24 protein-coding genes are annotated in these 22568 nt (G+C 66.7%); 9 read left to right on the top strand and 15 right to left on the bottom strand.

Translation table 11 applies throughout. The annotated features are described in order from the left end of the window. Positions 1–39: 39 nt before the first annotated feature. The 12 genes from ELQ92_RS00850 to ELQ92_RS00910 all read right to left on the bottom strand — a co-directional run bounded on the left by ELQ92_RS00850 (position 40) and on the right by ELQ92_RS00910 (position 10711). Positions 40–1509 (bottom strand): competence protein CoiA family protein, encoded by a 1470-nt coding sequence (locus tag ELQ92_RS00850; RefSeq protein WP_128497068.1) that lies wholly within the window; start codon positions 1507–1509, stop codon positions 40–42. A gap of 522 nt (positions 1510–2031) precedes the next feature. Then, positions 2032–2781, bottom strand: a complete 750-nt coding sequence (locus ELQ92_RS00855; RefSeq protein WP_208004197.1) for a hypothetical protein — start codon at positions 2779–2781, stop codon at positions 2032–2034. A gap of 47 nt (positions 2782–2828) precedes the next feature. Next, positions 2829–3224 (bottom strand): ubiquitination-like system serine protease family protein, encoded by a 396-nt coding sequence (locus ELQ92_RS00860; RefSeq protein ID WP_128497070.1) that lies wholly within the window; start codon positions 3222–3224, stop codon positions 2829–2831. Further along, entirely contained in the window at positions 3221–4360 is a 1140-nt protein-coding gene (locus ELQ92_RS00865; RefSeq protein WP_128497072.1) for a ThiF family adenylyltransferase, read from the bottom strand. Before ELQ92_RS00865 ends, ELQ92_RS00860 begins: the two co-directional genes overlap by 4 nt. Before the next feature lie 2 nt (positions 4361–4362). Beyond that, a complete protein-coding gene (locus ELQ92_RS00870) occupies positions 4363–4665 on the bottom strand; it encodes a multiubiquitin domain-containing protein (protein WP_128497074.1) in 303 nt (100 codons plus the stop codon). Positions 4666–4746: 81 nt separating this feature from the next. Next, positions 4747–5676 carry an ImmA/IrrE family metallo-endopeptidase gene (locus ELQ92_RS16420; protein WP_208004199.1) on the bottom strand — a complete coding sequence of 310 codons (930 nt, stop codon included), beginning with the start codon at positions 5674–5676 and terminating at the stop codon, positions 4747–4749. Positions 5677–5699: 23 nt separating this feature from the next. Continuing rightward, complete coding sequence (locus ELQ92_RS00885) at positions 5700–6608, bottom strand: hypothetical protein (RefSeq protein ID WP_128497076.1); 909 nt, start codon at positions 6606–6608, stop codon at positions 5700–5702. Beyond that, the gene (locus ELQ92_RS00890; protein WP_128497078.1) at positions 6608–7480 is read right to left on the bottom strand and encodes an RNA polymerase sigma factor sigma-70 region 4 domain-containing protein; all 873 of its coding nucleotides are present in this window, start codon (positions 7478–7480) and stop codon (positions 6608–6610) included. The genes ELQ92_RS00885 and ELQ92_RS00890 overlap by 1 nt, the downstream gene beginning before the upstream one ends. Positions 7481–7812: 332 nt before the next feature. Next, a complete protein-coding gene (locus ELQ92_RS00895) occupies positions 7813–8628 on the bottom strand; it encodes a hypothetical protein (protein WP_128497080.1) in 816 nt (271 codons plus the stop codon). Positions 8629–8935: 307 nt separating this feature from the next. Next, positions 8936–9217: a hypothetical protein gene (locus ELQ92_RS00900; protein WP_128497082.1), complete on the bottom strand. Its 282-nt coding sequence runs from the start codon at positions 9215–9217 to the stop codon at positions 8936–8938. A gap of 582 nt (positions 9218–9799) precedes the next feature. Further along, positions 9800–10249, bottom strand: coding sequence for a M23 family metallopeptidase (locus ELQ92_RS00905; RefSeq protein ID WP_128497084.1), 450 nt, complete (start codon positions 10247–10249; stop codon positions 9800–9802). Between the two features lie 21 nt (positions 10250–10270). Next, positions 10271–10711 carry a nucleotidyltransferase domain-containing protein gene (locus tag ELQ92_RS00910; RefSeq protein ID WP_341811040.1) on the bottom strand — a complete coding sequence of 147 codons (441 nt, stop codon included), beginning with the start codon at positions 10709–10711 and terminating at the stop codon, positions 10271–10273. Between the two features lie 103 nt (positions 10712–10814). Here ELQ92_RS00910 and ELQ92_RS00915 point away from each other — a divergent pair, with 103 nt between their 5' ends. Beyond that, complete coding sequence (locus ELQ92_RS00915; RefSeq protein WP_128497087.1) at positions 10815–11045, top strand: hypothetical protein; 231 nt, start codon at positions 10815–10817, stop codon at positions 11043–11045. A 7-nt stretch (positions 11046–11052) separates the two neighbouring features. Here the strand turns inward: ELQ92_RS00915 and ELQ92_RS00920 are convergent, their stop codons facing one another. Continuing rightward, positions 11053–12582, bottom strand: a complete 1530-nt coding sequence (locus ELQ92_RS00920; protein WP_243694799.1) for a DUF7059 domain-containing protein — start codon at positions 12580–12582, stop codon at positions 11053–11055. Between the two features lie 81 nt (positions 12583–12663). Here ELQ92_RS00920 and ELQ92_RS00925 point away from each other — a divergent pair, with 81 nt between their 5' ends. Both ELQ92_RS00925 and ELQ92_RS00930 read left to right on the top strand, forming a co-directional pair. Continuing rightward, positions 12664–13212, top strand: coding sequence for a VanZ family protein (locus tag ELQ92_RS00925; RefSeq protein ID WP_166426663.1), 549 nt, complete (start codon positions 12664–12666; stop codon positions 13210–13212). 46 nt (positions 13213–13258) lie between these two features. Beyond that, the gene (locus tag ELQ92_RS00930) at positions 13259–13639 is read left to right on the top strand and encodes a hypothetical protein (protein WP_128497090.1); all 381 of its coding nucleotides are present in this window, start codon (positions 13259–13261) and stop codon (positions 13637–13639) included. A 5-nt stretch (positions 13640–13644) separates the two neighbouring features. Here the strand turns inward: ELQ92_RS00930 and ELQ92_RS00935 are convergent, their stop codons facing one another. Both ELQ92_RS00935 and ELQ92_RS00940 read right to left on the bottom strand, forming a co-directional pair. Then, the gene (locus tag ELQ92_RS00935; RefSeq protein ID WP_166426664.1) at positions 13645–14307 is read right to left on the bottom strand and encodes an SDR family oxidoreductase; all 663 of its coding nucleotides are present in this window, start codon (positions 14305–14307) and stop codon (positions 13645–13647) included. After that, on the bottom strand, positions 14304–15305 hold the full coding sequence (locus ELQ92_RS00940) for an aldo/keto reductase (protein ID WP_128497094.1): 1002 nt from the start codon (positions 15303–15305) through the stop codon (positions 14304–14306). The genes ELQ92_RS00935 and ELQ92_RS00940 overlap by 4 nt, the downstream gene beginning before the upstream one ends. Positions 15306–15431: 126 nt before the next feature. On the opposite strand from ELQ92_RS00940, the gene ELQ92_RS00945 reads away from it, so the two are divergent. The 6 genes from ELQ92_RS00945 to trxA all read left to right on the top strand — a co-directional run bounded on the left by ELQ92_RS00945 (position 15432) and on the right by trxA (position 22456). Continuing rightward, on the top strand, positions 15432–16058 hold the full coding sequence (locus ELQ92_RS00945) for a TetR/AcrR family transcriptional regulator (RefSeq protein WP_128497096.1): 627 nt from the start codon (positions 15432–15434) through the stop codon (positions 16056–16058). A gap of 114 nt (positions 16059–16172) precedes the next feature. Then, on the top strand, positions 16173–18389 hold the full coding sequence (locus tag ELQ92_RS00950; protein WP_128497098.1) for a DUF6049 family protein: 2217 nt from the start codon (positions 16173–16175) through the stop codon (positions 18387–18389). Beyond that, entirely contained in the window at positions 18386–20014 is a 1629-nt protein-coding gene (gene murJ / locus ELQ92_RS00955) for a murein biosynthesis integral membrane protein MurJ (RefSeq protein WP_279432147.1), read from the top strand. The genes ELQ92_RS00950 and murJ overlap by 4 nt, the downstream gene beginning before the upstream one ends. A gap of 63 nt (positions 20015–20077) precedes the next feature. Next, complete coding sequence (locus ELQ92_RS00960) at positions 20078–20971, top strand: dihydrodipicolinate synthase family protein (protein ID WP_128497099.1); 894 nt, start codon at positions 20078–20080, stop codon at positions 20969–20971. Positions 20972–21096: 125 nt separating this feature from the next. Then, on the top strand, positions 21097–22083 hold the full coding sequence (trxB, locus tag ELQ92_RS00965) for a thioredoxin-disulfide reductase (RefSeq protein WP_128497101.1): 987 nt from the start codon (positions 21097–21099) through the stop codon (positions 22081–22083). A gap of 49 nt (positions 22084–22132) precedes the next feature. Further along, positions 22133–22456, top strand: a complete 324-nt coding sequence (gene trxA / locus ELQ92_RS00970) for a thioredoxin (protein ID WP_128497103.1) — start codon at positions 22133–22135, stop codon at positions 22454–22456. Positions 22457–22568: the final 112 nt, after the last annotated feature.

A 22568-nucleotide genomic window follows, 5' to 3' on the forward strand; every position in this document is an offset into this window, starting at 1 on the left:
AGGGACCCATCAAGAGCGGCATCTTGGGGAGACGAGACGTCAGCAAGTTACATGACGGCCGTGCGCTCGCAGCATTGGGTCTAGTGGGAGCCGACATATGGAGCAGGCAGGGATCGAACGATCGACGGCGGGCAGGGGCACCTCCTCGCACGGCGGCGGAAGCACCGCGGACTTAGCTGGCCGAGGAAGCAGACTGAGCCTCGGCGGGTTCGGGTGACGACGGTAGAACACGACCCCCCTTCTGAACGTATTGGTCTCGGTCAGCACGCCTGCGACGGCGAGGCCACGACAGAATCTCAGCACGGCCCGGGCGCCCACCTTGTCCTCGAAGGCACCCGGGAAGTGCTCGAGGAGGCCGTCGCGGATGGTCGCCGGGAAGATGAAGACCCCGAACCGGGCGGGCCGCACGTAACGGGAGTAGATGAACCACTGCCAGACCGTCGCGGGAAGCGGCAGGTCGAGATCCACGTCTTTATCGAGCCACGGGGGGATCCCGTCGGGGAACTGCGCGATCGCCTCCTGCCCGTCGGCGGATCGAGCCCACACCGCGGCGACCGCCTCTCGTCGAGCACGGTTGATCACCGCGAGTTCCTCGCGCTGCCGGGCCTCTGCGGCTTCGCGTTCAAGCCTGGCCTTCTCAGCAGCGGCCGCCCGCACCGCCTCTCGTCGATGCCGATCGATGTCGGCTTCGACTCGTCGAGCATGAACCTTTTCCCAAATGGCTGTCTGGGAGTCGAGTTCCCGGGTGTGCCGGCTACGAAGACCACCGGCCTCGAGCCGGAATTTGCGGAGGCTCTCAACCTGGAGGTGCCCGTGGTCGCGGCGTGCGTGGACCGTCCAAGAGGTCGGAGGCGGGACTGTGGTCACCGGGTATCCGATCTCGCGGAGCGAGGGGTTGATCCAGTAAATCGCGGCGCCGGTGTCGGCGAGTGTCTCGTGAAGCGGCGAGAGGTGCACTCTCGGCTCGCCCCATTCTGTGGTCATGTGGATGCCGCTACTGATGAATATCCGCATGTCGTGAATGCTCTGCTTGGCGTAGGACTCTCTTCTCTCGAGGAGCTTGTCTGGGCTGAGAGACGAGTATTGGACTTCGATGGCGTACCGGGTGTCGTCAGGGAACGTCACCATGACGTCGGCGACTCGCTCTCGGGAGGCGTTCGAGGGCTTCTCAACGTCCACGACCGCATCAGGGTGCGCCCAACGAGCCCAGCGAGCCATCAGCGCTTTCGCTTCGACGTGGAACCACGTCTCCGGCGAGTGATCGACGGACGGATCGCTCCGGAGGTGCCGGAAATGATCTCGACGAGTGAGAGATCCGACGGTGGTGATGGACGGGTCGGGGCATTTCAGCACCGGGCACATCAGTTCGGTTCGGGTGGTCTGTCTCATGGCCGCGGCTTGGCCGTCAGCGAGCTCCACGAGATCTCCGGTACCGTCGCGGCGCGCGGCGTAAATGCGGCGTGTCTCACCACGCAGGAAGGGGTGATCGATTCCCCCGCCCCGGTCCACACCGGCAGACTACCCGGCGGGTTTCGGCGGCGTCGCCCCCGCTATCGGGGGTCGATCGGTGCAATGAGTGTGGGGTCGATCGGTGCGATGAGTCTGGGATCGCTGTAGTCGACCGATCTGGCGTTGTTGACCTTCCGGTCGACCTCGTAGGTCCGAACGGTCGACGCGATCGAGCTCGAGCTGCGTCGAGTGCGTCGAGCAGCTGCAGGGGTTCAGAGAGTGTGGCCGCGGGGATCAGTCGGCGTGCGAGCTCAGCGCGCACGGACCCGGCGATTTTCTTCTTCTCTGACACCCTGACCATGCACTCACCGTACGGCTGCAGCCGCACTCGCTCGAGGGCGTTTCCACAGGCTGCAGCGCGCTCAGAACGCCAGGTAAGCAGATCGGACACGCCGTGTCCCCTTTCAGGCGAGTTCGCGGTAAGTGAGACGAATCGGCCGCGGAATCACCCGGGAGGCGCCGCAGCGGCCTGCGGCGATCTGCTTCACGAACATGTCAGCAACGTCCGGTGCTTAGGCCGGCTCAGCTGAACGAAAATGTCCTGTAGCTGCTCCGGACGTTGAAGCGTCGTCCTTCCTTGCGTCGCTGCAGGAGGGCGGCGATCGTGTCGATGTCGTCAGGTCGCATATTCAACACGCGACACTTCACGCGCACCTGTTCGACCGTGATCTGCACCCAGCGCTCAGGCCGGTTCATCATGTCCGCCTTGAGCTTGTCCTCTTCGTTCCACTTGAGGCCGGTCGAGTATCCAGCCGCCATCCCCGCGACGTACTCGAGGATGCCGTCGACGCCATTCGGCAGCGTTTCGCACACGACCTCACCAGGACTCGCGGCCGGCTCCACGGTCCGATCGTCAAACAGCTGAATGGGATTCGCATCGTCGATCCACTCAGCCGCCTCGTCCTCGTTCCATTCGATCACCGCAAGAGCGTCGAGGTCCTGGTCCCAGAGCTTCTGGAAGTGCTCGCGATTCGGCCATGCGTGAAGGACGCGCCCCGACAGCATGCCGATCGAGAACCCCCGCCAGACCACATGCCGCACGTTCGAATGCGCGATCAGCTGTTTGACGATCGGACTGTCAACCTCGCGCCGGGGAGTCACTACTACCACCTGGCCGCCCGATTGCTTTTGGAGCCACCGGACTGCACGGGCGTTCTGGGGCTCACGAGATCGTTCACCGTCGGTGAGACGTGAGATCGCGACCGGGTAGTTGTACGACTCTGACGACATGGCATCTCCTTCGCTCGGGATCCTGAATGTGATGCCCGCCACGGACACTTCTCCTCCGCTTGGTGCGCTTGCTGCCAACCGCCCGCCCATCAGCGCACCCAGTTGAAAATCACCTTGAGCGCTCGCGCGAGCCACGGCTCTTGCGTGGCGTTCAGTTCCTGGGCTGCCGCATGGTCTCGCGCGTGGGCTCGCGCGTGCTGTGATTCGGTCATATCCGAAAGCCATCGGATTCGAGACTCGCGGATGATGTAATGCGAGCTGCAGGCCAGTGCCCCGTTGCCGATAGATGGCGAGAGGGTCACCTGGCCGTCGTAGTGGAGTGTCCACCCTGCCTTCCCGAGCGGGGTAACGATCTCCTCGTTACATCCGCAGCAGCAGAGGTGAGCAGCGATGTTGTGCGTCCCGCTGATGTACACCAATCCGGGCTTCAGTGCGGCCGGGAGCTCCTCCACGAACCGGTGGTCGACCTCGAGGCGGCGGCTCATGGGGAGAGTACGGTGATCATGTTGTCGCTGACGGGATACGCGAACACGGCCGCGTCAGAGGCCATATCGGCGTAAAACCCGAGGAGTCGCTTCCACTGGACAACTGCCAAGGCCGCGTTGAGCGCGTTGAGGTCGGAGATCTGAATGTTGCGCCGGTACTCATCTGGCGCCGTACCGCCGGAGGGAATCCGGACGCGCCGCTGGGCGGTGCTGACAGACACTCGTAGCAGTCCCGTCAGCCCGCTGCCGGTATCCGTGACCCCCATGCCCACGTCGATAAACGAGACCCCAGCCCCTTCCAGGGCGTCGACGATACCTTCCCTGTCGGAACCGTCGTCGAGGGCGAGGAACACGAAGTCGAAGTCCGCGACCTCGGCGACAGTGTCACGCTCGAAAAGCACAGGGTGCGGAAAGATGCCCTGCTTGAGCCGGGAGTATTGCGCGGACCAATACTCAGCCTTATTCGGCTGGCCCCGCAGATCAGAAACGTCCGCCGCGCCCGGTGCGCGGAAGGCGTTGTGATTGAGGAAGACGTCGCCGTCGTACAGGTGAATCTCTGCGACGGGCGTCTTCGCTACGAGGTCCAGAATGTGCGATCCCGTGCCACCGAGGCCGACGATCGCGATCTTCAACCCTGCGAAAACCGTGTTCAGACCGGTGATACCGGCCCTGCTCGAAGCAGAGTCGCGGTATACGAACGGGGAGGCATCGGCGTTGACTTCGCGGACGGGGTAGGTGCGCGCGGTGGAGCGCGGATCGATGATGAGCGCCCAGCGTGTGAGCAACTCGACGTAGGTAGTGACCTTGTCGTAGTAGTTCGCGTAGTTGCCGGCGGGTGGCTTCGCCGAGAAGTAGAAATCGGTGCTCCGTCCCGGCAGGAACTCGTTGTGCTGGGCGCTATTGATGACCTTGGAGAGCGGCCTCCCGTCGGCGTCGCAGGGTTCGGCTCCGCCGAAATGGGTTGTGTGGTCCGGCGGCGTGGTCAGCTCGTCGCCCGCGAGCGCGGCCGGCATGACGAGCCGGCCGCGCTGCACGATCTTTTGTGCGGTGACGTAAGGCACGTCGTCGATGACCAGGTACCCGTCGATTAGCTGCACGTCGTACCCCTCGTCGAGGAGGCGAGTGAAGTCGTCCATGTTTAGGACCGCGTAGTGATCTGGACGGCGAAGCTCGTGCCCTTCTTGACCCGAATTCGTCCGGTCGGCGTTAGCGAGCCCGACTCGTTGCCGTGCTGTGCGCGAGTGTAGGTCACGATGTACTCCGTGTCCGCCCCAGGAGCCTGGCCCGGGAAGGCGAACTCGACGACCTGCTCGTAGGAGACCTCCTTGTCGTCGACGAGGTGAGGGCGCGCGTTGACGAAGATCTGGATCACGTTGCCGTTCGGGCGCCCGCGATCAGTGGTCTGGAACTCGTCGTTAGTGGTGGTTTGCTGGTCAGCCATGAGGACTCCCGTCCGTTAGAGGGGCCGATTACCCCCGTCAGTTGTGAATGACGGGACAGCCCTTGAATCGTCCAACGTGTCTCAGGCGGCGCACTCCTTGCAGACGTCGGCGCCGATGTCGAACTGGGCGGGGTGCTTCACAAGCCAGCAGCCTTCACACGTCCGCGTCTTGGGTTCGGGGTGCTCCTCGACTTGCATCTTGCCGAACATCGCGGTGCCGTCGCGGGGCGGCGAATAGGAGAGCCACGGCGCGGCCTCTTCCACCATCATCATGATCATCCGATCGCCCGCCCACGCTGCCTGCCCGTACAGCGTGTTCGACGTTCCCCCGGTGCTGTAGCGGATGTGAGCGTCATTGCGCGTGACGATCCCCCCTTCGCCGCGGCGCTCCAGCATGGTTCGAACCAGCGGGTTCGCCGTCTGGTCGCTCGTCCGGCGTGGTGGGAAGAGACCCCCGCGGGACGCCGCGAACGTGACCGACCCGGTCTCGTCGAGAACGGCGACAACACCAGCAGACGTGAGCAGACCGGCCAACCTCACGCTGATCGCCGCACGCGACGCGTTCGAAAGCGTGAACAGCTCCACGGCACTTCGGGCGCTGGGGCCCTCCGCGCCGAGAACACTCGCGACCATGTCGGCTGGAAGCAGAACGCGGGCCGCGAACGCATCACACGCCGCCTCCTCGAACAAGTCCGGCTCAGGATGCATGAGCACTGCTTCCCCAAGCGTCAGATCCGTGCGCTGCAGGTGATGGCCGAGTTCATGAAGCAGCGTAAAGTGTTGCCGTCGTACCGACATCGACTGAGTGACGACCAGGGTCGGCGGGGTATCGCGATATCCGCCCGCGACGGAGCAATCCAGCTGTGCTTCGGCGGGCACGAACTCCGGAACCCTGATTACCGAGACGTCCTCGCGTTGATCGAGCGCATCGAACGCATCCAGCGTCAGAGCCTCGACGTCACCGTCGCGGCGGCACCAGACGGCGATCATCGCCGCGACCTGCGCAGCCACCCCGTCTACGACCCTCGCCATAGTCAGGCGTCCTCTGCCGCGAGCATTGCTTGAATTCGTTGACGCCAGAGTTCGCGTCCGCTGCCCTTGCCGCGCGCTGCGAGTGCAAATGCACTTCGCCCCAATTCCTCACGGGCCCCGGCCTCGCCGCGCGTACCGGCTCGGGCGCGAATCACAGCGCGCCACCGTGGTTCCATGAGTTCGCGCTCCAGGTCGTCCGGAAGTGGGCGTGCTGCAGCGAGCACATCAGCGACCGGGACTCCCGCAACGTTCGCGACAGCCTCAGCCTGATCAAGGGTGAGCTCGCGCTGGCCCTTGATAACCGACATGGCTACCGCTTGCGTGATCCCCAGCGTCTCCATGAGCGCTGACAGGCTCAGCGGAAACTTTATTGTCTGGTGTGTCTTAGGCGTCTGCGAGCGCTGCGGACGTACCAACGCGAGTTCATCGATGCTGTCGAGCAACCTGTTGAAGGCAATTGCCGCGCCCGAAGCGGGCAAGGGCATAGCACCGAATCGTGGGCTGTCACCATGCCCGAAACCCGCGGCGCGTGTCTTATGCGCTCCGCTGAGCACACGGTGCGTCACGTCCTCTCGGAGTTCGGCGACGACATCGTGAAGCACGATGAATGACATCGTCGCGTGGACGTTCGGCCAGATCGCCACACGACCGCGCAGCGGGCTGTCCTCGCCCTCAAGCACCAGCGCGTTTACATCTGCAACACCCGGTTCGAGGCTCACCGGGTTAACAGTGACCTCAGCTGCGTCGTCGTCCACGCCGACAACGAGAACGGTTGCCTCGCAGCGGCCCCAGATTGCCTCGCGAACCTGACCAGGACGCACGTCATCACCGCTATCGGCCGGTCGACCCGGTGCGCTCGGCGGGAACTGCGCTGTCAACGCCGCCCAACGACCCTCAATGTCCTTCGTCATCACGCTCCCTCAACTTGGATAGACGGGACGGCGACGTCATCGTCCAGGATCAGCCTTAGGACATCCCCCATCACTTGCCTGGCACGAGTCCGATCGCCAGCGAGTTCGACGAGCCTGGCCTTCGCGCTCTGGATGCGACTGTAGGCCGTGCTGCGCCCTACGCCTAGGCGAGAAGCGACCTCTCGCCGATCATCGCCAAAGCGCAGGGCAAGCCTTTCAGCCTCGGTCAGCAGGGCGAAGATGTCCTGCGCGCTGCGAGAGTCAGTCGTCTGCTCGACTGCTTGGACGAACGCGTCGTTCGAATGCGTGTCTTCTGCGTCTTCGATCTCTGCGGTGCTGTGTCGCGCCGTCAGCCAGTCTCCATCCTCGAGGACGGAGGGGAATCGCTGCGCGCACAGGTAGGTGAGGTCGGCGATGTGCAGGCGTCCGCTCAGCTTCAGGACCGCCAGAAGCATCTCCTCAAGTTGCCCCGTCTTTCCAAGCACGACGCGCCCGCCAGCGTCGACAAAGACATCGACACGGATGTCTGTGGCTGCTGTATGAATCTCGTCGAAACTCGCGACGCGGTCCATGTCCTCCTCGCCTTCGCGGAACCAGTGGTTCGCGACCGCCGATGCGCGGAACAGCGGGGACCGCTGCAGCCGCTTCTCAAGCCGATGGCGCAAGGCGCCGTATGGCGTGGTCCTGACGCGATCGATCAGCCAGTGGCGGGCCCACTGTCGCGTCCGACGGGTAGCCGCCTCGTCATCAGGTGTTGCGAGGACGGCGTCAACGTAGCTGGTGGCGCGGTCGGCGAAGAATTCGAGCGCTAGGTCCTCAGCCGTATCGATTTCCGCCAGGCCGGGAAAACGTCGCAATTCGCTGTTGAACACTCGCAGAAGCATCGACAGTGCCGCTGGGCCCAGTACACCTCGCGCGGCTGCCTCATCTCGGATGAGAGTTGTACTCACTCCCAGACTCCTCACCCTGACATGCCACTCACCTCGCAAGGTAGGTATCCGCGGGCTGCATCGGGAGGCGACACGCCGAGGTTCTGACAGATTCAGGAGATCATTTGTGGTCAGCCGAGTCTCGTTATCCGCTTCTCAGCAGGAGTAAGCTCGCCCGTGGAGCTTGCGGGGTCGGAGCGAGCGAACCCCCGCCATACATCTACATTGCCGTCGGCTTACAGGTCGATGCGAGGGGATCGAAGGGGATGCGCGACCTAGGCGCCAGGGGCCAATCCTTCGACCATCATCTGGACCCCATGGACGTTCTCGTCGTGCAGCCAGAGCGTCTGCTGTGGTGATCGGAGGATGCCGGAGCTCGGGCCGACCTCGGCGTCCGGGTCGAGGTTGATGTCGTAGAAGAACTCGAGCGCTCCGACCCCGACCCCGCTCTTGAACGAGGTGAGGATCCGCCGGGTGCGATCGTAGTTGGCCGCCGATGCGCGCAGCGAGAGCATCAACGAATCCCCCTCGAACTGATCGATGATGTCCACCAGCCCAATCCGCACGCCGAGCTGCGAGAAGACGCCGACGGGTTGGTCGACCTCTCCGCTGAGGTAGGCGATGAGCGAGTCGGGGACTCGGCCGGCGTTCTCAGCCACACGACATCCGATGTGCTTCGCGTAGTAGCGGCCGAGCAACGGAAGCATCTCGTCGATGTCCGTGCCGAAGACCTCACCGAAGTCGATCGCGACGTCGGCCAGGGGTAGCTCGAGGATCTCGTCGTGGTTCTCGATGAGGTAGTCCGACCAGATCGAGTAGGCGTCATCGAAGGGCTGGCTCCGTGCGCCATTGCAGGTGTGGCACAGGGACTTTGAGAACATGAAGCCGGCGGCCTTCGGGCCTCGCAGCGATTCGACCGTGTCATCGTGAAGCCAGGCGACGTCGTCGCCGTAGTGACCGCGGCCGAAGATCTTCGTGACCTCCGTGCGCTTCCACTTGTGCTCCCGCGACGTCGCCTCCGCTCCGCACCACCAGCAGACGCCCTTGTAGTCGTAGAGGCAATCCGCGGGAACGGGACTCAGCTCAGTCATGGGAGACCTCAGTTCTGCTCGTCGTTCAGAGCTCGCGCGGATTCTTCGCGCTGCCGCTGCCAGAGGCCGGCGACTCCGCTGGCCTGACGTTGGATGCCGGCACGGTCTCGTCCTTGTGCCTAGCGCCCCACCACGCTCCCTTGAGACGTTCGTGCGTTTCGTTGCGGATGTAATACCCGTGCGTTCGGTATCCGTTGACGGCGACTTGGCCCCGCGGTTGTTCGTCTTCGCTCACGGCTTCGGGCTTCCGTCGGTCTGGAAATCGAGGTGCGGACGACGGGTTTCGTCTTTTTCCTTTCTCTAGATTTTACGGCTTCTGCCCCGGAAATTCGGCCGCTTCCTCGCGTACCGGCCGGGATACTGTGGCGGGATGCGCGACGGGATGCACGACCGGGTAGAAGCCGAAGAGGCGATACATCAGGGCTTGCAGTTCCTTCACGCGAACTTCGCCGTCTTCGACGAGCTCGACCGCCGCACGCGTGGGCTCACGATCGAGCCGCGGAGGTCGCTGGCGGGCGATCGCGATGCCGCGAACTACAGCTCGATACCGGATCAGGTGCGAGCCAGCGTCGGGACTGCGCTCGATCATCTGCTCACCTTGCGCCTCGTCATCGAGCGGGGGCACGCGTTGACGGCGATGGCGCCGTACACGCTCGTCAGGAGCGCGTATGAGGCCTGTGGGACGGCGATGTGGCTGCTGCACCCCAAGACCCGGGACGAGCGGTCCTGCGCGCCTGCAGCTGACCTACGACGCACGCCGGCAGGTTCGAAGCGTCTACACCGACACGGGGATCCCCGATCACGGTTTCGACCGGGCGAAGTCGACCGTCGAGCGGCTGAGGGATACTCGTCCCCGTCTCCGGGGGGAGGACCTCCGTCCCGCCACGATCACAAACCGGTTGCCGGAAGTGGACCAGCTGTTCCCGGGCACCTCCATGCGGCCGATCGTGCTGTGGCGCACCGCGAGCGGAATGGCGCACGGGAATCCCGCGACGATGCTGCAGGTGCTCGACCGGGCGCAGATGACGCCTGCAGCGCACGGCGGCGCCGATTTCAGCGTCACCTCGAGCGCGGCTCACCTCGCGGTGTTCTACGACGACGCCCTGCAGATGCTCGCGGCGGTGCGGGATCTTTACGATCACCGCAATCGCGCTCGAGCGGCGCCTGAGCCCTACACGTGGGAGCAGTTATCGGCGGGGCAGATCTCGATGCCGAACAGCGGGAAGACCTCGATCGGGTTCACACATCCCCCGCCGGCGGCGTCGTAGACGCGGAGCTTCGCGACCTCGGGGTTGGTGTTTCCGGCGACGTTGACCCGGATGTCGAGGTGGCAGCCGGAGGACGGAGCGACGTTACCCATGGCTCCGATCTGTTGGCTGGCTGCGATCTGGTCGCCGACATCGACGATCCGGTCGGACTTGTACATATGCAGGTAGCTGACGGTGAATCCTTCGGGGGTCTTGATCGACAGGAACAGGGCGCTGCTGAGAGTGACCTCGCCCGGCACCATCGCGTACACCGGGCGCCCGCAGGGGTTGAGCCAGTTCGGGAGATCCACGGCCGGGTGCCAGGTGCCCGCGCCGGCAGCCGGGGACTCGCGCGTCCCAAAGCGGCTCGTCATGTTGAACGGTTGCTCGAGGGGTTACATCGCCTCGCCTGAGGATCCCGGGGCCGCGCAGGCTCCTCCCCCGCCGCCGGCGGCTGATCCGCTCAACTTTTCGACGAGCGTCTTACCTGCCGGCACCCACTTGTCGTAGGCGTCCGGGAAGGCACCCACCTGGACGGTCTGAGCCGCTTTCCCGGGTGTCATGAGTTCCCACGCCGGCACGTCGAGGAGCCCGTCGATCAATTGCTGCTCCGTGAAATAGATGCCGTCGACGGGTCGAGACCGCTTCGTTTCCGCGTGAACCTGCGCCGCGATCGTGAGTTCTGCGGACGTGAGCCGGCGGTCGACGACCATAACGAGGTCGACGTCACTTCGGCCGGGTTTCCAGTCCCCGAGCGCAGCCGATCCCACGATGATCACCCCGCGGAGCAGGTCGGGAAGCCGCTGCCGATGCTCGAGCGCGAAGCGGCCGGCGATCTGCTCCGGCGCGACCGCGTCCCCTCACTCATTCGACATCGGAGCCATCCTGGCAAACCGTCGAATCCGGTGTAGCTTTCGGGCAGGACAGGTTGGAGGGCCGATGCGTGATGTGACGACGCCATCGCCTCGGAAGAGGCGAATCGTCGACGGCGTCAGCTGGGTCGTCTTCGTGGCCTGGTTGATCCTCTGCATCGGAATGACCGTCTGGACCGTCGTCGAGGGGCGCGACCCGGGAATACTCATCATCCTCTGGCCCCTCCTGCTCTTCATGGCGATCGGACCGATCCGTTCGATGCACGGCAAGCATGCGGATTCATCCGCGGACGACTGATCCCTGATCAGGCGCGGAGGAGGAAGCCGTCCGCGAGGAGGCGGCGCACGTCGGGGAGCGTCTCTGCGATCAGAGCGGACTCGTCGACCTCGAGGAGCTGCGCGATCGCGGAAAGGATCGCGCCGACCGTGAGCGTTCCGTCGCTCGCGCCGACGAGTGCCGCGAGCCCCGTGCCGGCGGAGATCGCCCGACGGAAGCCACCGCCCTGGCGGAGGAGGATCGCCGTCGGGTCATCGTGGCCGGGCTCGAAGTGGTGCTCGATCGTCACATCGCCCGCCACGACGAGAGCCTCGTCGGCGAGCGCGGCGTCATCGAGCCCCGCCGCCCGCTCGACGGCCTCGACGCAACGACCGATGTGCTCGCCGAGTCCTTGCGTCTCGAGCGAACCGGTTACCCGCTCGAGGCGGACCACGGGCGGTCGGTCGTCGTTCGGGCGGTGCAGGGTGACGAACCCGAAGCCGACCCCGCGCACACCACGCTCCTCGAAGTCGTCGAGCCACGCCTCCGAGAGCCGGGCGAACTCCGCCGTCCCCTCACGCGTGCCGCCGTCGCGGATCCACGTCTCGGCGTAGAAGGCCGGGTCGAGGTGCTCCCGCTCCACGACCCATGCGTCGAGTCCGAGGTCCGCGAGCCACCGCTCCACGCGCGAGAGTCCATCCGACGCCGTCGTGTACTCCCAGTTGCCGAGCATCTGCGCGGTTCCGCCGGCATCCAGGTGCTCGGCGCAGCCACGAATAACGGTCTCGACGAGGGCGTCGCCGACAAGGCCGCCGTCGCGGTAGTCGTAGAGCGGGACGCCGTCGACCCGGGGCGTGATGACGAATGGCGGGTTCGTGACGATGCGGTCGAACCGTTCTCCGGTCACGGGCTCGAAGAGGCTGCCGAGGCGCACCTCGATGTTGTCGATGCCGTTCAGCAGGGCGTTCGCACGAGCGATCTCCACGGCACGCGCCGAGATGTCCGTGGCGACGACCCGAGTCGCCGCACGGGAGGCGTGCATCGCCTGGATGCCGCAACCAGTGCCGAGGTCGAGCACCGACTCGACGGGCGTCGGGATCGTGATGCCCGCAAGCGTGAGCGAGGCACCGCCGACACCGAGGACGTGGTCTTCGGGAAGCGCGCCGCCGACAGCCCGCTCGCCGAGGTCGGAGAGGATCCACCAGTGCCCCTCGCCGCGCTCGTCCGTGTAGGCGTAGGGGTGCACGTCGAGCGCGGCGGTCCAGTCCGTGCCGGAGCCGGGCTCGATGATCCGGAGCAGCCCCAACTCCGCCGCTCCGTCCGGGCCGAGCGTCGGGAAGGCTCGATCCACGTCGTCTCCCTCGACGGAGCGTGCGAGGAGGAACAGATCGAGCAGCACGTCGAGCGCATCCCGTTCACCCGCGCGGCGGCGGGCATCGACCACTCGACATCCGGGAACGACGTGCTCGCGGCCGAGCGCCGCTTCCGCCTCAGGACCGAGCCGGGCTGCGACGGCATCGGTCGTGTACGCGGCCGCCGCGAGGTCGGATCGGAGACGGAGGAGGAGGTCGGGATTCACCCTCTCATTCAATCGCACGGATGAAGACACGACTCAGGCACCGCCTGCATGATGGACGACCGGACCTCGGAAAGGCACGTCTTGATCTCGACACTCATTGCAGCGAACCCCGCGCTCGTCCGTTCCCTGCTCGTGCTCACCACGGTGGCCGCAATCGTCCTCGCGGCGTCCCTCGCGGCTCGCGGGCGCCGCGGCCGGCTCGGCGCGGCGTTCCTCTCCCTGGCCGGTGTCGTCGTCGTCCTCGCACTGACATTGAGTCCCGTCGGGTGGACGAGCCCGCAACAACGCTCCTGCAACGTCGAGCCGTACAACTTCTTCAGCGACACGGCGAACGTCGCGCTGTTCCTCCTGCCGGCGATCTTCCTCGTCGTCGCGACGCGGAGTACCGCACTCGTCGCTGTGCTCGGCCCGCTTGGGTCGGCGACGATCGAGGGCGTGCAGTACGCGTTCCCGGATCTCGGCCGCCGTTGCGACGTCGACGACCTGCTCGCCAATTCGGCCGGTGCGATCGCCGGTGCCATCATCGGGGGAATCATCCTCCTGTCCGTACGGCTCGTCGAGCGTTATTCGGCTCGCGGCGAACGCTCCCACACCCCCGGACCAGACGTTCGTGTCCCGGAGTATCGTTGATGACTCGAACGGCGGATCGGGCCGTTCCGGACAGCGGAGGGGTGCCATGGTCGACGTCGACATCGCTCGGCTGCGCGAGTTCGCTCGCGACGAGCTCGACGTCCTGATCGAGCACCGCAGCCGTCAGGGCGAGGACCCGTGGGAGTTCCTCCCCGACATGCCGACGGTCGACGAACTCGTCGTCCTCTCGCTGCGCGACGACGCCCTCGACGAGCGGAATCAGACGGCCGAGTACCTCATGGCGCGGCTCGCCGCCCGTTCCACGCGCGCCGACGCCGACGATCACCGCCGTGCCCTCGAGCGCATCGACGCGGAGATCATCCGCGCGATCGGGATCGAGCACCCCGCCCTCACGCGCACGGCCTGGATGATGCTCGGCCGGATGCAGCACGTGCGCGATGACGCGGCGGACGCCGGCGGCGTCTGAGCACGTCACTCCAACGGACGCTCCGTCACCGCCCGCTCGATCGCGTCGGTGATCGGTTCATCACCGGCGACCATCTCCCATGTGAACCCCGAACTCCCCGCGTTCTCGAGGACCCCCGTGATCGCCCAGGCCACATCGTCGCGACTGATCGCGCCGATGGGAAGGCTCCCGGTCGCGGCGAGCGCGACCCGTCCCGATCCGGGCGATGAGAGCAGTTCGCCCGGTTGCAGGATCGTCCACGCGAGGGTCGAGGCGCGCAAGCGACGCTCCGATGCCTCCTTCGCACCGAAGTAGGCGTCCCAGAAGCCGCCGTAGAGGGCCGCCGGCCGCGTTCGGCCGACGCCCATGCCGGTCAGGAGGACGAACCTCGACACCCCAGCGAGCTCGGCCGCCTCGATGACACGGATCGCGCCGTCCCGATCCACGCGTTCCGGGTCGCCCGCGGCCGCGAAGACGACAGCGTCGACGCCCTCCAGGAGCCGAGTGAGCTGCGACACGTCCGCGTGCTCGAGGTCCACCGTCACCCCTCGCACCCGGGTGTCGCCGGTCCCGTGACCGTCGACCGACCTGGCGAGCGCGAGCACGCGATCACCGCCCGCGACGAGCCGATCGACGACGCGACGTCCTGTCTGGCCTGTGGCCCCGAAGACCGCGACGAGCGACGTCACGAGTCCCGCTCCCAGTCCGGCAGATGGCCGTCGACGTAGCGACTCCCGAAGGCCCCCTCCGGAAGGATCTCCCGCACGCGGCCGATCAGCGCGCGCGCGATCGTCGCCTGCGCGGCCGCTGCATTCTCGTCGACGCGGCGGGGATCCCGCGTCCCGAAGATCGGCACGATGTCCGTCCCCTCATTGAGTAGCCAGGCCAGGGCGAATTGCGGGAGGGACAGTCCGGCCTCCTCCGCGACGACCGCGAGCCGCCGGACCGCGTCGGCATTGCGCTCGAAGTTCCCGGGCTGCCAGCGCGGGTCCCACTGCCGCATGTCACCCTCGGCGTACTGGTCGGCGGACTTCACCGCACCGCTCAGGAACCCGCGCCCGAGGGGCGAGTAGGCGACGAAGCCGATCCCGAGCTCGCGGAGGACGGGGAGGACGGCCTCGACTCCGCGCTCGAACATCGAGTACTCGCTCTGCAGGACCGTGACGGGGTGCACGGAGTGCGCTCTCCTGACGATATCGGGACCGGCCTCGCTGAGGCCGAAGTGGAGAACCTTCCCGGCCTCGACCAGTTCGCCGACGGCACCCGCGACGTCCTCGATCGGAATCCGAGGATCCACACGGTGCTGGTAGAGGACGTCGATACGGTCGGTGTCGAGATACCGGAGACTGTTCTCGACGACCGTCCGGATGCGCTCCGGTCTGCTGTCGAGCTTCGCGCCGGCCGACTGGTCGGCACCCATGTCGTAGCCGAACTTCGTGGCGACAACGACCTCGTCACGGAAGCCGCGGACGGCGTCCCCGAGCAAGCGCTCGTTGCTCCCGGGGTCCGCGCCGTTGTAGAGCTCCGCCGTATCGAACAGCGTCACACCGATGTCGTAGGCGTGGCGGATGGTCGCGATGCTCTGCACGTCATCGGCCGGGCCGTATGCCATCGTCATGCCCATGGTGCCGAGGCCCAGGGCCGAGACCTCCAGCCCGTTGCCGAGCCGTCGTCGTTCGATTCTCATCAGTCGTTCCTCCCGGATCTATCAGCGAGGAGCCCTGCCTCAATGGTGAGGTGATTCACTCGCCTCACCACCGTAGAACCGGAGCGTATCCCGAGTCAAGTCACTCGCCTTTGCTATAATGGGGGAATGGAGACGCCCTCAGCCACGTATCACCAGAGAGTCGCGCTCGAGAAGCGTGCGCTCATCCTGCAAGCGGCGACGGACCTTTTCTCGGAGTTCGGTTACGACAAGGCCTCGTTGGCACGGGTGGCCGACCGGGCGGGCGTGTCGACGGCGACGATGTTCAACCATTTCCGGACCAAGGCGGAGCTGTTCGAGGCGATCGTGCTGCAGTTCTGGCAGGCGGCCCCCGACGAGGACGCCGCTCCGCCCTCTCCCGGCGACCCGCGAGTGGGATTGTCCACACTCGGAGCCCGCTACGCACGGCTTCTCGGAAGGCCCGGTATGGCCGGGCTGCACCGGATGGTCATCGCGGAGGCACCGCGGTTCCCGGATCTCGCACGCGTACAGTTCGATCTCGGCAAGCAACCGTTCTTCGAACTCGTGCGCGATTACATCGACTCCGAAGCGCGAGAGGGGTCTCTCCGCGTCCCCGACGTGGTGCGAGCGACGACCGAGTTCCTCGGCATGATCGCGAACTTCGTGCTCTGGCCGCAGCTCCTGCTTGGGGACTGGTCGCCGACCGAGACGGCGGTCGACGAGACGATAGCGAGCGCCGTGGAGACGTTCCTCGCCCGCTACGCCGCCTCGTGACCCGGGCGACGCCGGTCTGCCGTTCCCCCCGCACCGCGTTCCTCCCGGGTGCTTCCGAGCCGAACCCGTAGAATCGCACGAGTCAGGCCGCAGAAAACGGCGCTGCAGCCCCCTATGAACAGACGCCTTCACAAGAGCCTCCTGCGCTCGCTGCCCGCGACGGCTCTCGCGATGGTGTTCTCGTTCGTCTCCGTTCCCGCGCTCGCACTCACTCAGCCCTCGAGCATCGGCACAGGTCCGGAGCGCGCTGTCCTCGCTCCCTCCGCCGTCGACGAATCGACCGAACCGACCGTCTCCCTCGACATCGACAACGAGTCGGCGTCGGTCGACGGCGACGACCCGCTCCGTCTCACGGTCACGATCGACAACACCACGCTCACCGAGCTCCCCGCCGGTGTCGTCGTCCTGTCGGCGGGGATCGCGACCATCGGGTCGCGCGCGAGCCTGCACGCACACGTCGACGGCACGGACCCGCTCCCCACTCCGGCGGGGCTCATCGAGGTGCCCATCCCCTCGGTCCCTGCCGGTTCGAGCTTCACGTCGGAGCCGATCGTCGTCGCCCACGACCAACTCCGGATGCCCACGGACTACGGCGCCGTCCCGCTGTCCGCAGCCTTCTCCGCCGGCCCGGTCACCGTCGAGGCGCACAGCACCTATGTCGCGGCCGAGGCGAGCCCCACGGGCAGTATCGGACTCTCGATCGTGATGCCCGTGACGACGCCGACCGAACAGGACGGTCTCATCGGAGCCGAGTCCCTCTCGACCTACACGGCACCGGGAGGCGTGCTGACCCGGCAACTCGACGGCGTCGTCGGGCGCGACGTGACCCTGGCCGTCGACCCGATGATCATCGCGTCGATCCGTGCGCTCGGGCAAGCCGCGCCCGCGAGCGCCACGGAGTGGCTCGACCGCCTCGCGACCATCCCGAACGACATGTTCCCACTCCAGTACGCAGACGCGGACGGCGCTCTGCAGGCGGCCGCAGGACTCGAGACGCTATTGCAGCCGACGTCGCTCGAATTCGGCGTCCCGACCGACTACTCGGCGATCGCCCCGACACCGACCGCGACCGCCGAGGCTCCCGAGACTCCCCCGGCCGATGGCGAGCCGGCCGAGGACCCGCAGGGCGCCCGGCCCACACTCGACGAATTGCTGACGTGGGAGTGGACGACCGACGATCTGCTGTGGCCCACAGAGGGCACGGTCTCGGCGGATGCTTTCGAGACGTTCGCACGGAGCGGCGTGACCGAGACGATCGTGACGACCGACAATCTCGAGGACACGGCCGTGGGAGCAGCCGCCCTCGTCGGTGACAAGCGGGTGCTCGTCTCCGACGACGCCATCTCCACGGCGCTCCGCGCGGCGACCACCGCCGCGACGACGACCGACTCCACCGACGCGATCGCGGAGCTCACCGCCGAACTCGCCGTGACCGCACGTGAGTCCGGAGCGACCGGCCGCACCGTACTCGCGACCCTCGACCGCGGCTGGCCGCCCACCTCCGCCGGCCTCGGCGAGGCCCTCGACGCGGCCTTCGCGCTGCCCATGGTCGAACCCGTTTCGCTCGCTCAGGTCCGCGGAGAGGAACGAACAGAAACCACCATCGCCGGTTTCGAGTCCGACGGTGCGCGGACCAGCGCCGCGAAGCTCCTCGTGGACCGAGAGAAGCAGCTCGAGACGTTCTCGTCGGTGCTCACCGATCCCGAGCTCCTGACCGGGCGCGAGCGCGCACAGATCCTCGCCCTCCTCGCCGTCGACTGGCACGACACCCCCGACGAGTGGACGGAAGCCCTCGTCGCCCACAATCAGCAGACGACCGACCTCCTCGGTTCCGTCTCGATCCTCAATCCGAGCGACGTCCTGCTCGTCGGCAACGAGAGCGCGATCCCGTTCGGCGTGCGCAACGACTCCCCCTACGACATCGCCGTCGAGGTCACAGCGGTGCCCTCGAACATCCGACTCGACGTCGGAGCACCTCAGACGATCGAGGTCTCGGCACAGTCGCGACAGACCGTCCGGGTGCCGGTGAAGGCGCAGCTCGGCAACGGCGACGTGAGCCTCACCGTCACGCTCGCGTCCCTGTCCGGCGAGCGCATCGGCCCCCCGGTCACGGCGACCGTCGCCGTCCGAGCCGATTGGGAGGGCATCGGCGCCGTCATCGCGGTGCTCCTCGTCGTCGCCATGCTCGTCGCCGGGATCATCCGCACGGTCCTGCGCCGCCGTGAGCGCCGCTCGGAGAAGGCAGCAAAGACAGTGGCCGCCGACGACGACGCAACGCTCCGAACGACCGCGGACAGCATCCCGGGCAGCCGGACGAAGGAGAACGAGTGACCCCGGGAGACGGACCGTCGATCGGACGCGCGAGCGCCTTCCTGGCCTCGGGGACCATGGTGTCGCGCATCCTCGGATTCGTCATGGCGATCCTGCTCGCGCAGACGGTCGGCGCGGTCGGTCGCAGCGCCGACGCCTTCGCCCTCGCGAATCGCCTGCCGAACAATCTGTACGCGCTCATCGCCGGCGGCGTCGTGAGCGCCGTTCTCGTGCCCTCGATCGTGAAGGCGATCGTCGGTGAGGACCGCGGGCGTGCCTACGTCAACAAACTGCTCACCCTCGGCATGGCGATCCTGTTCGGGGCGACGATCGCCGCCGTCCTCCTCGCTCCCGTCCTCGTGCGCCTGTATGGGGGAACGATGCCGGAGGAGCAGTTCCACCTCGCGGTGACGTTCGCGTACTGGTGTCTCCCGCAGGTGTTCTTCTACGGCCTCTACGCCCTGCTCGGCGAGGTCCTCAACGCCCACAAACTCTTCGGACCGTTCACATGGGCGCCCGTCTTCAACAACGTCGTCGCGATCTCGGGTCTCCTCGTCTTCGGCGCGATGTTCGGTGCCGATCCCACCGGCGAACGCGGTGTCACGACATGGAGCATTCCGATGGTCGCGGTCCTCGCGGGCTCGGCGAGCCTCGGCATCGCCGTGCAGGCCCTCGTGCTCTTCCTCTTCTGGAAGCGTGCCGGTCTCCGCTTCCGCCCCGACTTCGGGTGGCGCGGCATCGGGCTCGTCGAGACCGGCAAGATGGCCGGCTGGACGCTCGCCATGATCGGGGCGACGCTCGTCGCCGGCATCGTGCAGACGAACGTGACCATGATCGCGTCGGGCGAGGACGCGGCGACCGCCGCCCTGCAGTATGCGTGGCTCATCTTCATGCTGCCGCACTCGGTGATCGCGGTGTCCGTCGCGACCGTGTACTTCACCCGAATGGCGGAGCACGCCCACGCCGAGCGGACGACGGAGTTGAAGGCCGATGTCGCCACGGCGATTCGGCAGATCAGTCTTCTGATCGTTCTCGCCGCGGCCGTGATCGCGGCGTGCGCGATGCCGTTCGCGAGCCTCTTCACGGGTACCTTCACGGATGCGGGTGCGCTGGCCGGTCCGCTCGTCGCCTACATCGTCGGGCTCGTGCCGTTCACCATCCTCTTCGTGCTGCAGCGCACGTTCTACGCGCTCGGGGACACCCGCACACCCTTCTTCTTCACGGCTGCTCAGGTCGTCCTGTTCTCGGCACTCGCGATCGGGTGCGGTCTGCTCCTCCCCGAAGCGCTCATCGGCATCGGCGTCGCCGCGTCGATCACGATCGCCGGGACGGTGCAGATGCTGCTCGCCTTCGTGTTGCTGCGCCGGAAGCTCGGCGGACTCGACACGGCGCCCGTCGTGCGGGCCCTCGTCGTCTACCTCGTCGCGGCGATCCCCACCCTCGCCGTGGGCCTCGTCGCCGCGTGGCTCCTCGGAGCCTTCGTCGACGGCGGCTTCGCGACCACGAGCGTCGTCGGCGCACTGCTCTCCATGATCGTCATCGGTCTCGTCATGTCGGCGGTGTACTTCGCGCTCCTGATCGTGATGCGCTCGCCCGACCTCCGTTCGGCCCTCGCGCCGATCCTCCGCCGCTTCCGACGCCGCTGACCCGGCTCCGTCGACCCGGCTCCGTCGACGCCGGCCGGCCGTCACCTTCTCTGAGAGGAACCCGTGTTCACCGGACTCAGCGCCTTCCCCCACTCCCCGCTACGCAACGACGTCTTCGACGAGGAGTCGTACGCGTCCCTCGTCATGCGACTCGTCACGGCCGGCGTCGACTCGATCACGGCACTCGGTTCCACGGGGTCGTACATGTACCTCGATCGTGCGGAGCGACGCCGAGTCGCGGAGACGGCGGTTCGGCATGCGGGAGAGATCCCCGTCCTGGTCGGGATCGGCGCCCTCCGCACCTCTTTCGTGCGGCATCTCGCGGACGACGCGCAGCAGGCGGGCGCGAGCGCCGTGCTGCTCGCGCCCGTGACCTACCAAGCCCTCGGCGACGACGAGATCTTCGGTCTCTTCGAGGACGTGACGAGCGGTCTGTCCGTCCCTCTCGTCGTCTACGACAACCCCGGCACGACCCACGTGAGCTTCTCCGACGAGCTCTACGCCCGGATCACGGCCCTGCCGAACGTGGCTTCCCTCAAGATCCCGGGTGTCCCCGCCGAACCCCGGGAGGCACGGGCGCGGGTGGACTCGATCCGCGCGCACGTTCCGTCGGGGGTCAGCATCGGGGTCTCCGGGGATGCATCAGCGGCGACCGGACTCAACGCCGGCTGCGACGTCTGGTACTCGGTGATCGGCGGAACCCTGCCCGAGACGGCGCTCCGTCTCACCCGCGCGTCGCGTGCCGGCGATCACGTCGCGGCGACGGCGGAGTCCACGCGACTCGAACCGCTCTGGGCGCTCTTCCGCGACTTCGGCAGCTACCGTGTGACCGCTGCGATCGCGGAATACCTCGGCCTCGTCGCCGCGGATTCGCTCCCGCGCCCCGTCCGCGGACTCGAGGGAGATGCGCGCCGACGCGTCGCTCGTGTCGTCGAGGAGCTCGAACTCCGGGCCTGACGCACTGACGAGGCCGCCGGGTCGTTGGTCCGCACACCCGAGCGTCCCGTCACGCTCCCGTGCCGGGGAATAGCACGCACCTACAATGGGTTCCATCAGGCGACACGTCAAACGAGGAGTTTCGAGTGCGCAACGTCATCATCATCGGATCCGGCCCCGCCGGTTACACGGCCGCCATCTACGCGGCCCGCGCCGGGCTCGAGCCCGTGCTCCTGGCCAGCTCCGTCGAGGCCGGTGGCGAGCTCATGAACACCACGGAGATCGAGAACTTCCCCGGCTTCCCGGACGGGATCATGGGGCCCGACCTCATGGCCAAGTTCCAGGAGCAGGCCGAGCGGTTCGGCACCGAGGTCATCCTCGACGACGTCACCGAACTCGACCTGCGCGGCGAGACGAAAACCGTCAAGACCGGTTACTCGGGTGATTTCGAGGGCCGTACGGTCATCTTCGCGACCGGATCGGCGTATCGGAAGCTCGGCCTCGGGGACGAGGACCGTCTCTCCGGTCGCGGTGTCTCATGGTGCGCGACGTGCGACGGCTTCTTCTTCAAGGGCAAGGAGATCGCGGTCGTCGGCGGCGGCGACTCGGCGATGGAGGAGGCGACCTTCCTCACGCGCTTCGCATCGAAGGTCTACGTGATCCACCGCCGCGACTCGCTCAAGGCGTCGAAGATCATGCAGGACCGCGCCTTCGCCAACGAGAAGATCGAATTCGTGTGGAACTCCGAGGTCGTCGGCATCACGGGTGAGGGCGCCGTCGACGGCCTCACCCTCCGCGACACCATCGACGGGTCCGAGCGCCATCTCGCCATCGGCGGACTCTTCGTCGCGATCGGCAACGACCCCCGCACGCACCTCGTCCACGGTCAGCTCGACCTCACCGACGAGGGCACCATCGCCGTCGAGGGTCGGTCCTCGCGCACCAACCTCCCGGGTGTCTTCGCCGCCGGTGACGTCATCGACCCGCACTATCGTCAGGCCATCACGGCTGCCGGTTCCGGAACCGTCGCCGCTCTCGACGCCGAGCACTACCTCTCGGCCCTCGACGACGCGGAGAAGCTCGACGAGGAGGGTGAAACGGCCGAGGCCGAAGCCCTCATCGCCTCCGCCTGACCCGACGGTCCATTCACCAACTCAACCCCGCGGCAATAAGGAGTACAACATGACTGCACGTGCAGTAGACCAGGCCTCGTTCCAGACCGAGGTCCTCAACAGCGAGAAGCCCGTTCTCGTCGACTTCTGGGCCGAGTGGTGCGGCCCGTGTCGCATGGTCTCCCCGATCCTCGACCAGATCGCGGCGGAGAACCCCGACAAGCTCGACATCGTCAAGGTGAACGTCGACGAGAACCCTCAGCTCGCGATGGAGTACCAGATCGTCTCCATCCCCGCGATGAAGGTGTTCCAGAACGGTGAGGTCGTCCAGACGGTCATCGGCGCCAAGCCGAAGGCCGCCCTCGAGGCCGACCTGGCCGCCGTCCTGGCGTAACCCGACACCTCGAGAGGCCCGTCCGGTTACGCCGGACGGGCCTTTTCCGTACCCGCGTTCCCGAACCCTCTCGGCTCGCCCCGATAGCATTCGTACAGACGAGAACGGAAAC

The sequence above is a fragment of the Labedella populi genome, assembly GCF_004078655.1.
Lineage (GTDB): Bacteria > Actinomycetota > Actinomycetes > Actinomycetales > Microbacteriaceae > Labedella > Labedella populi.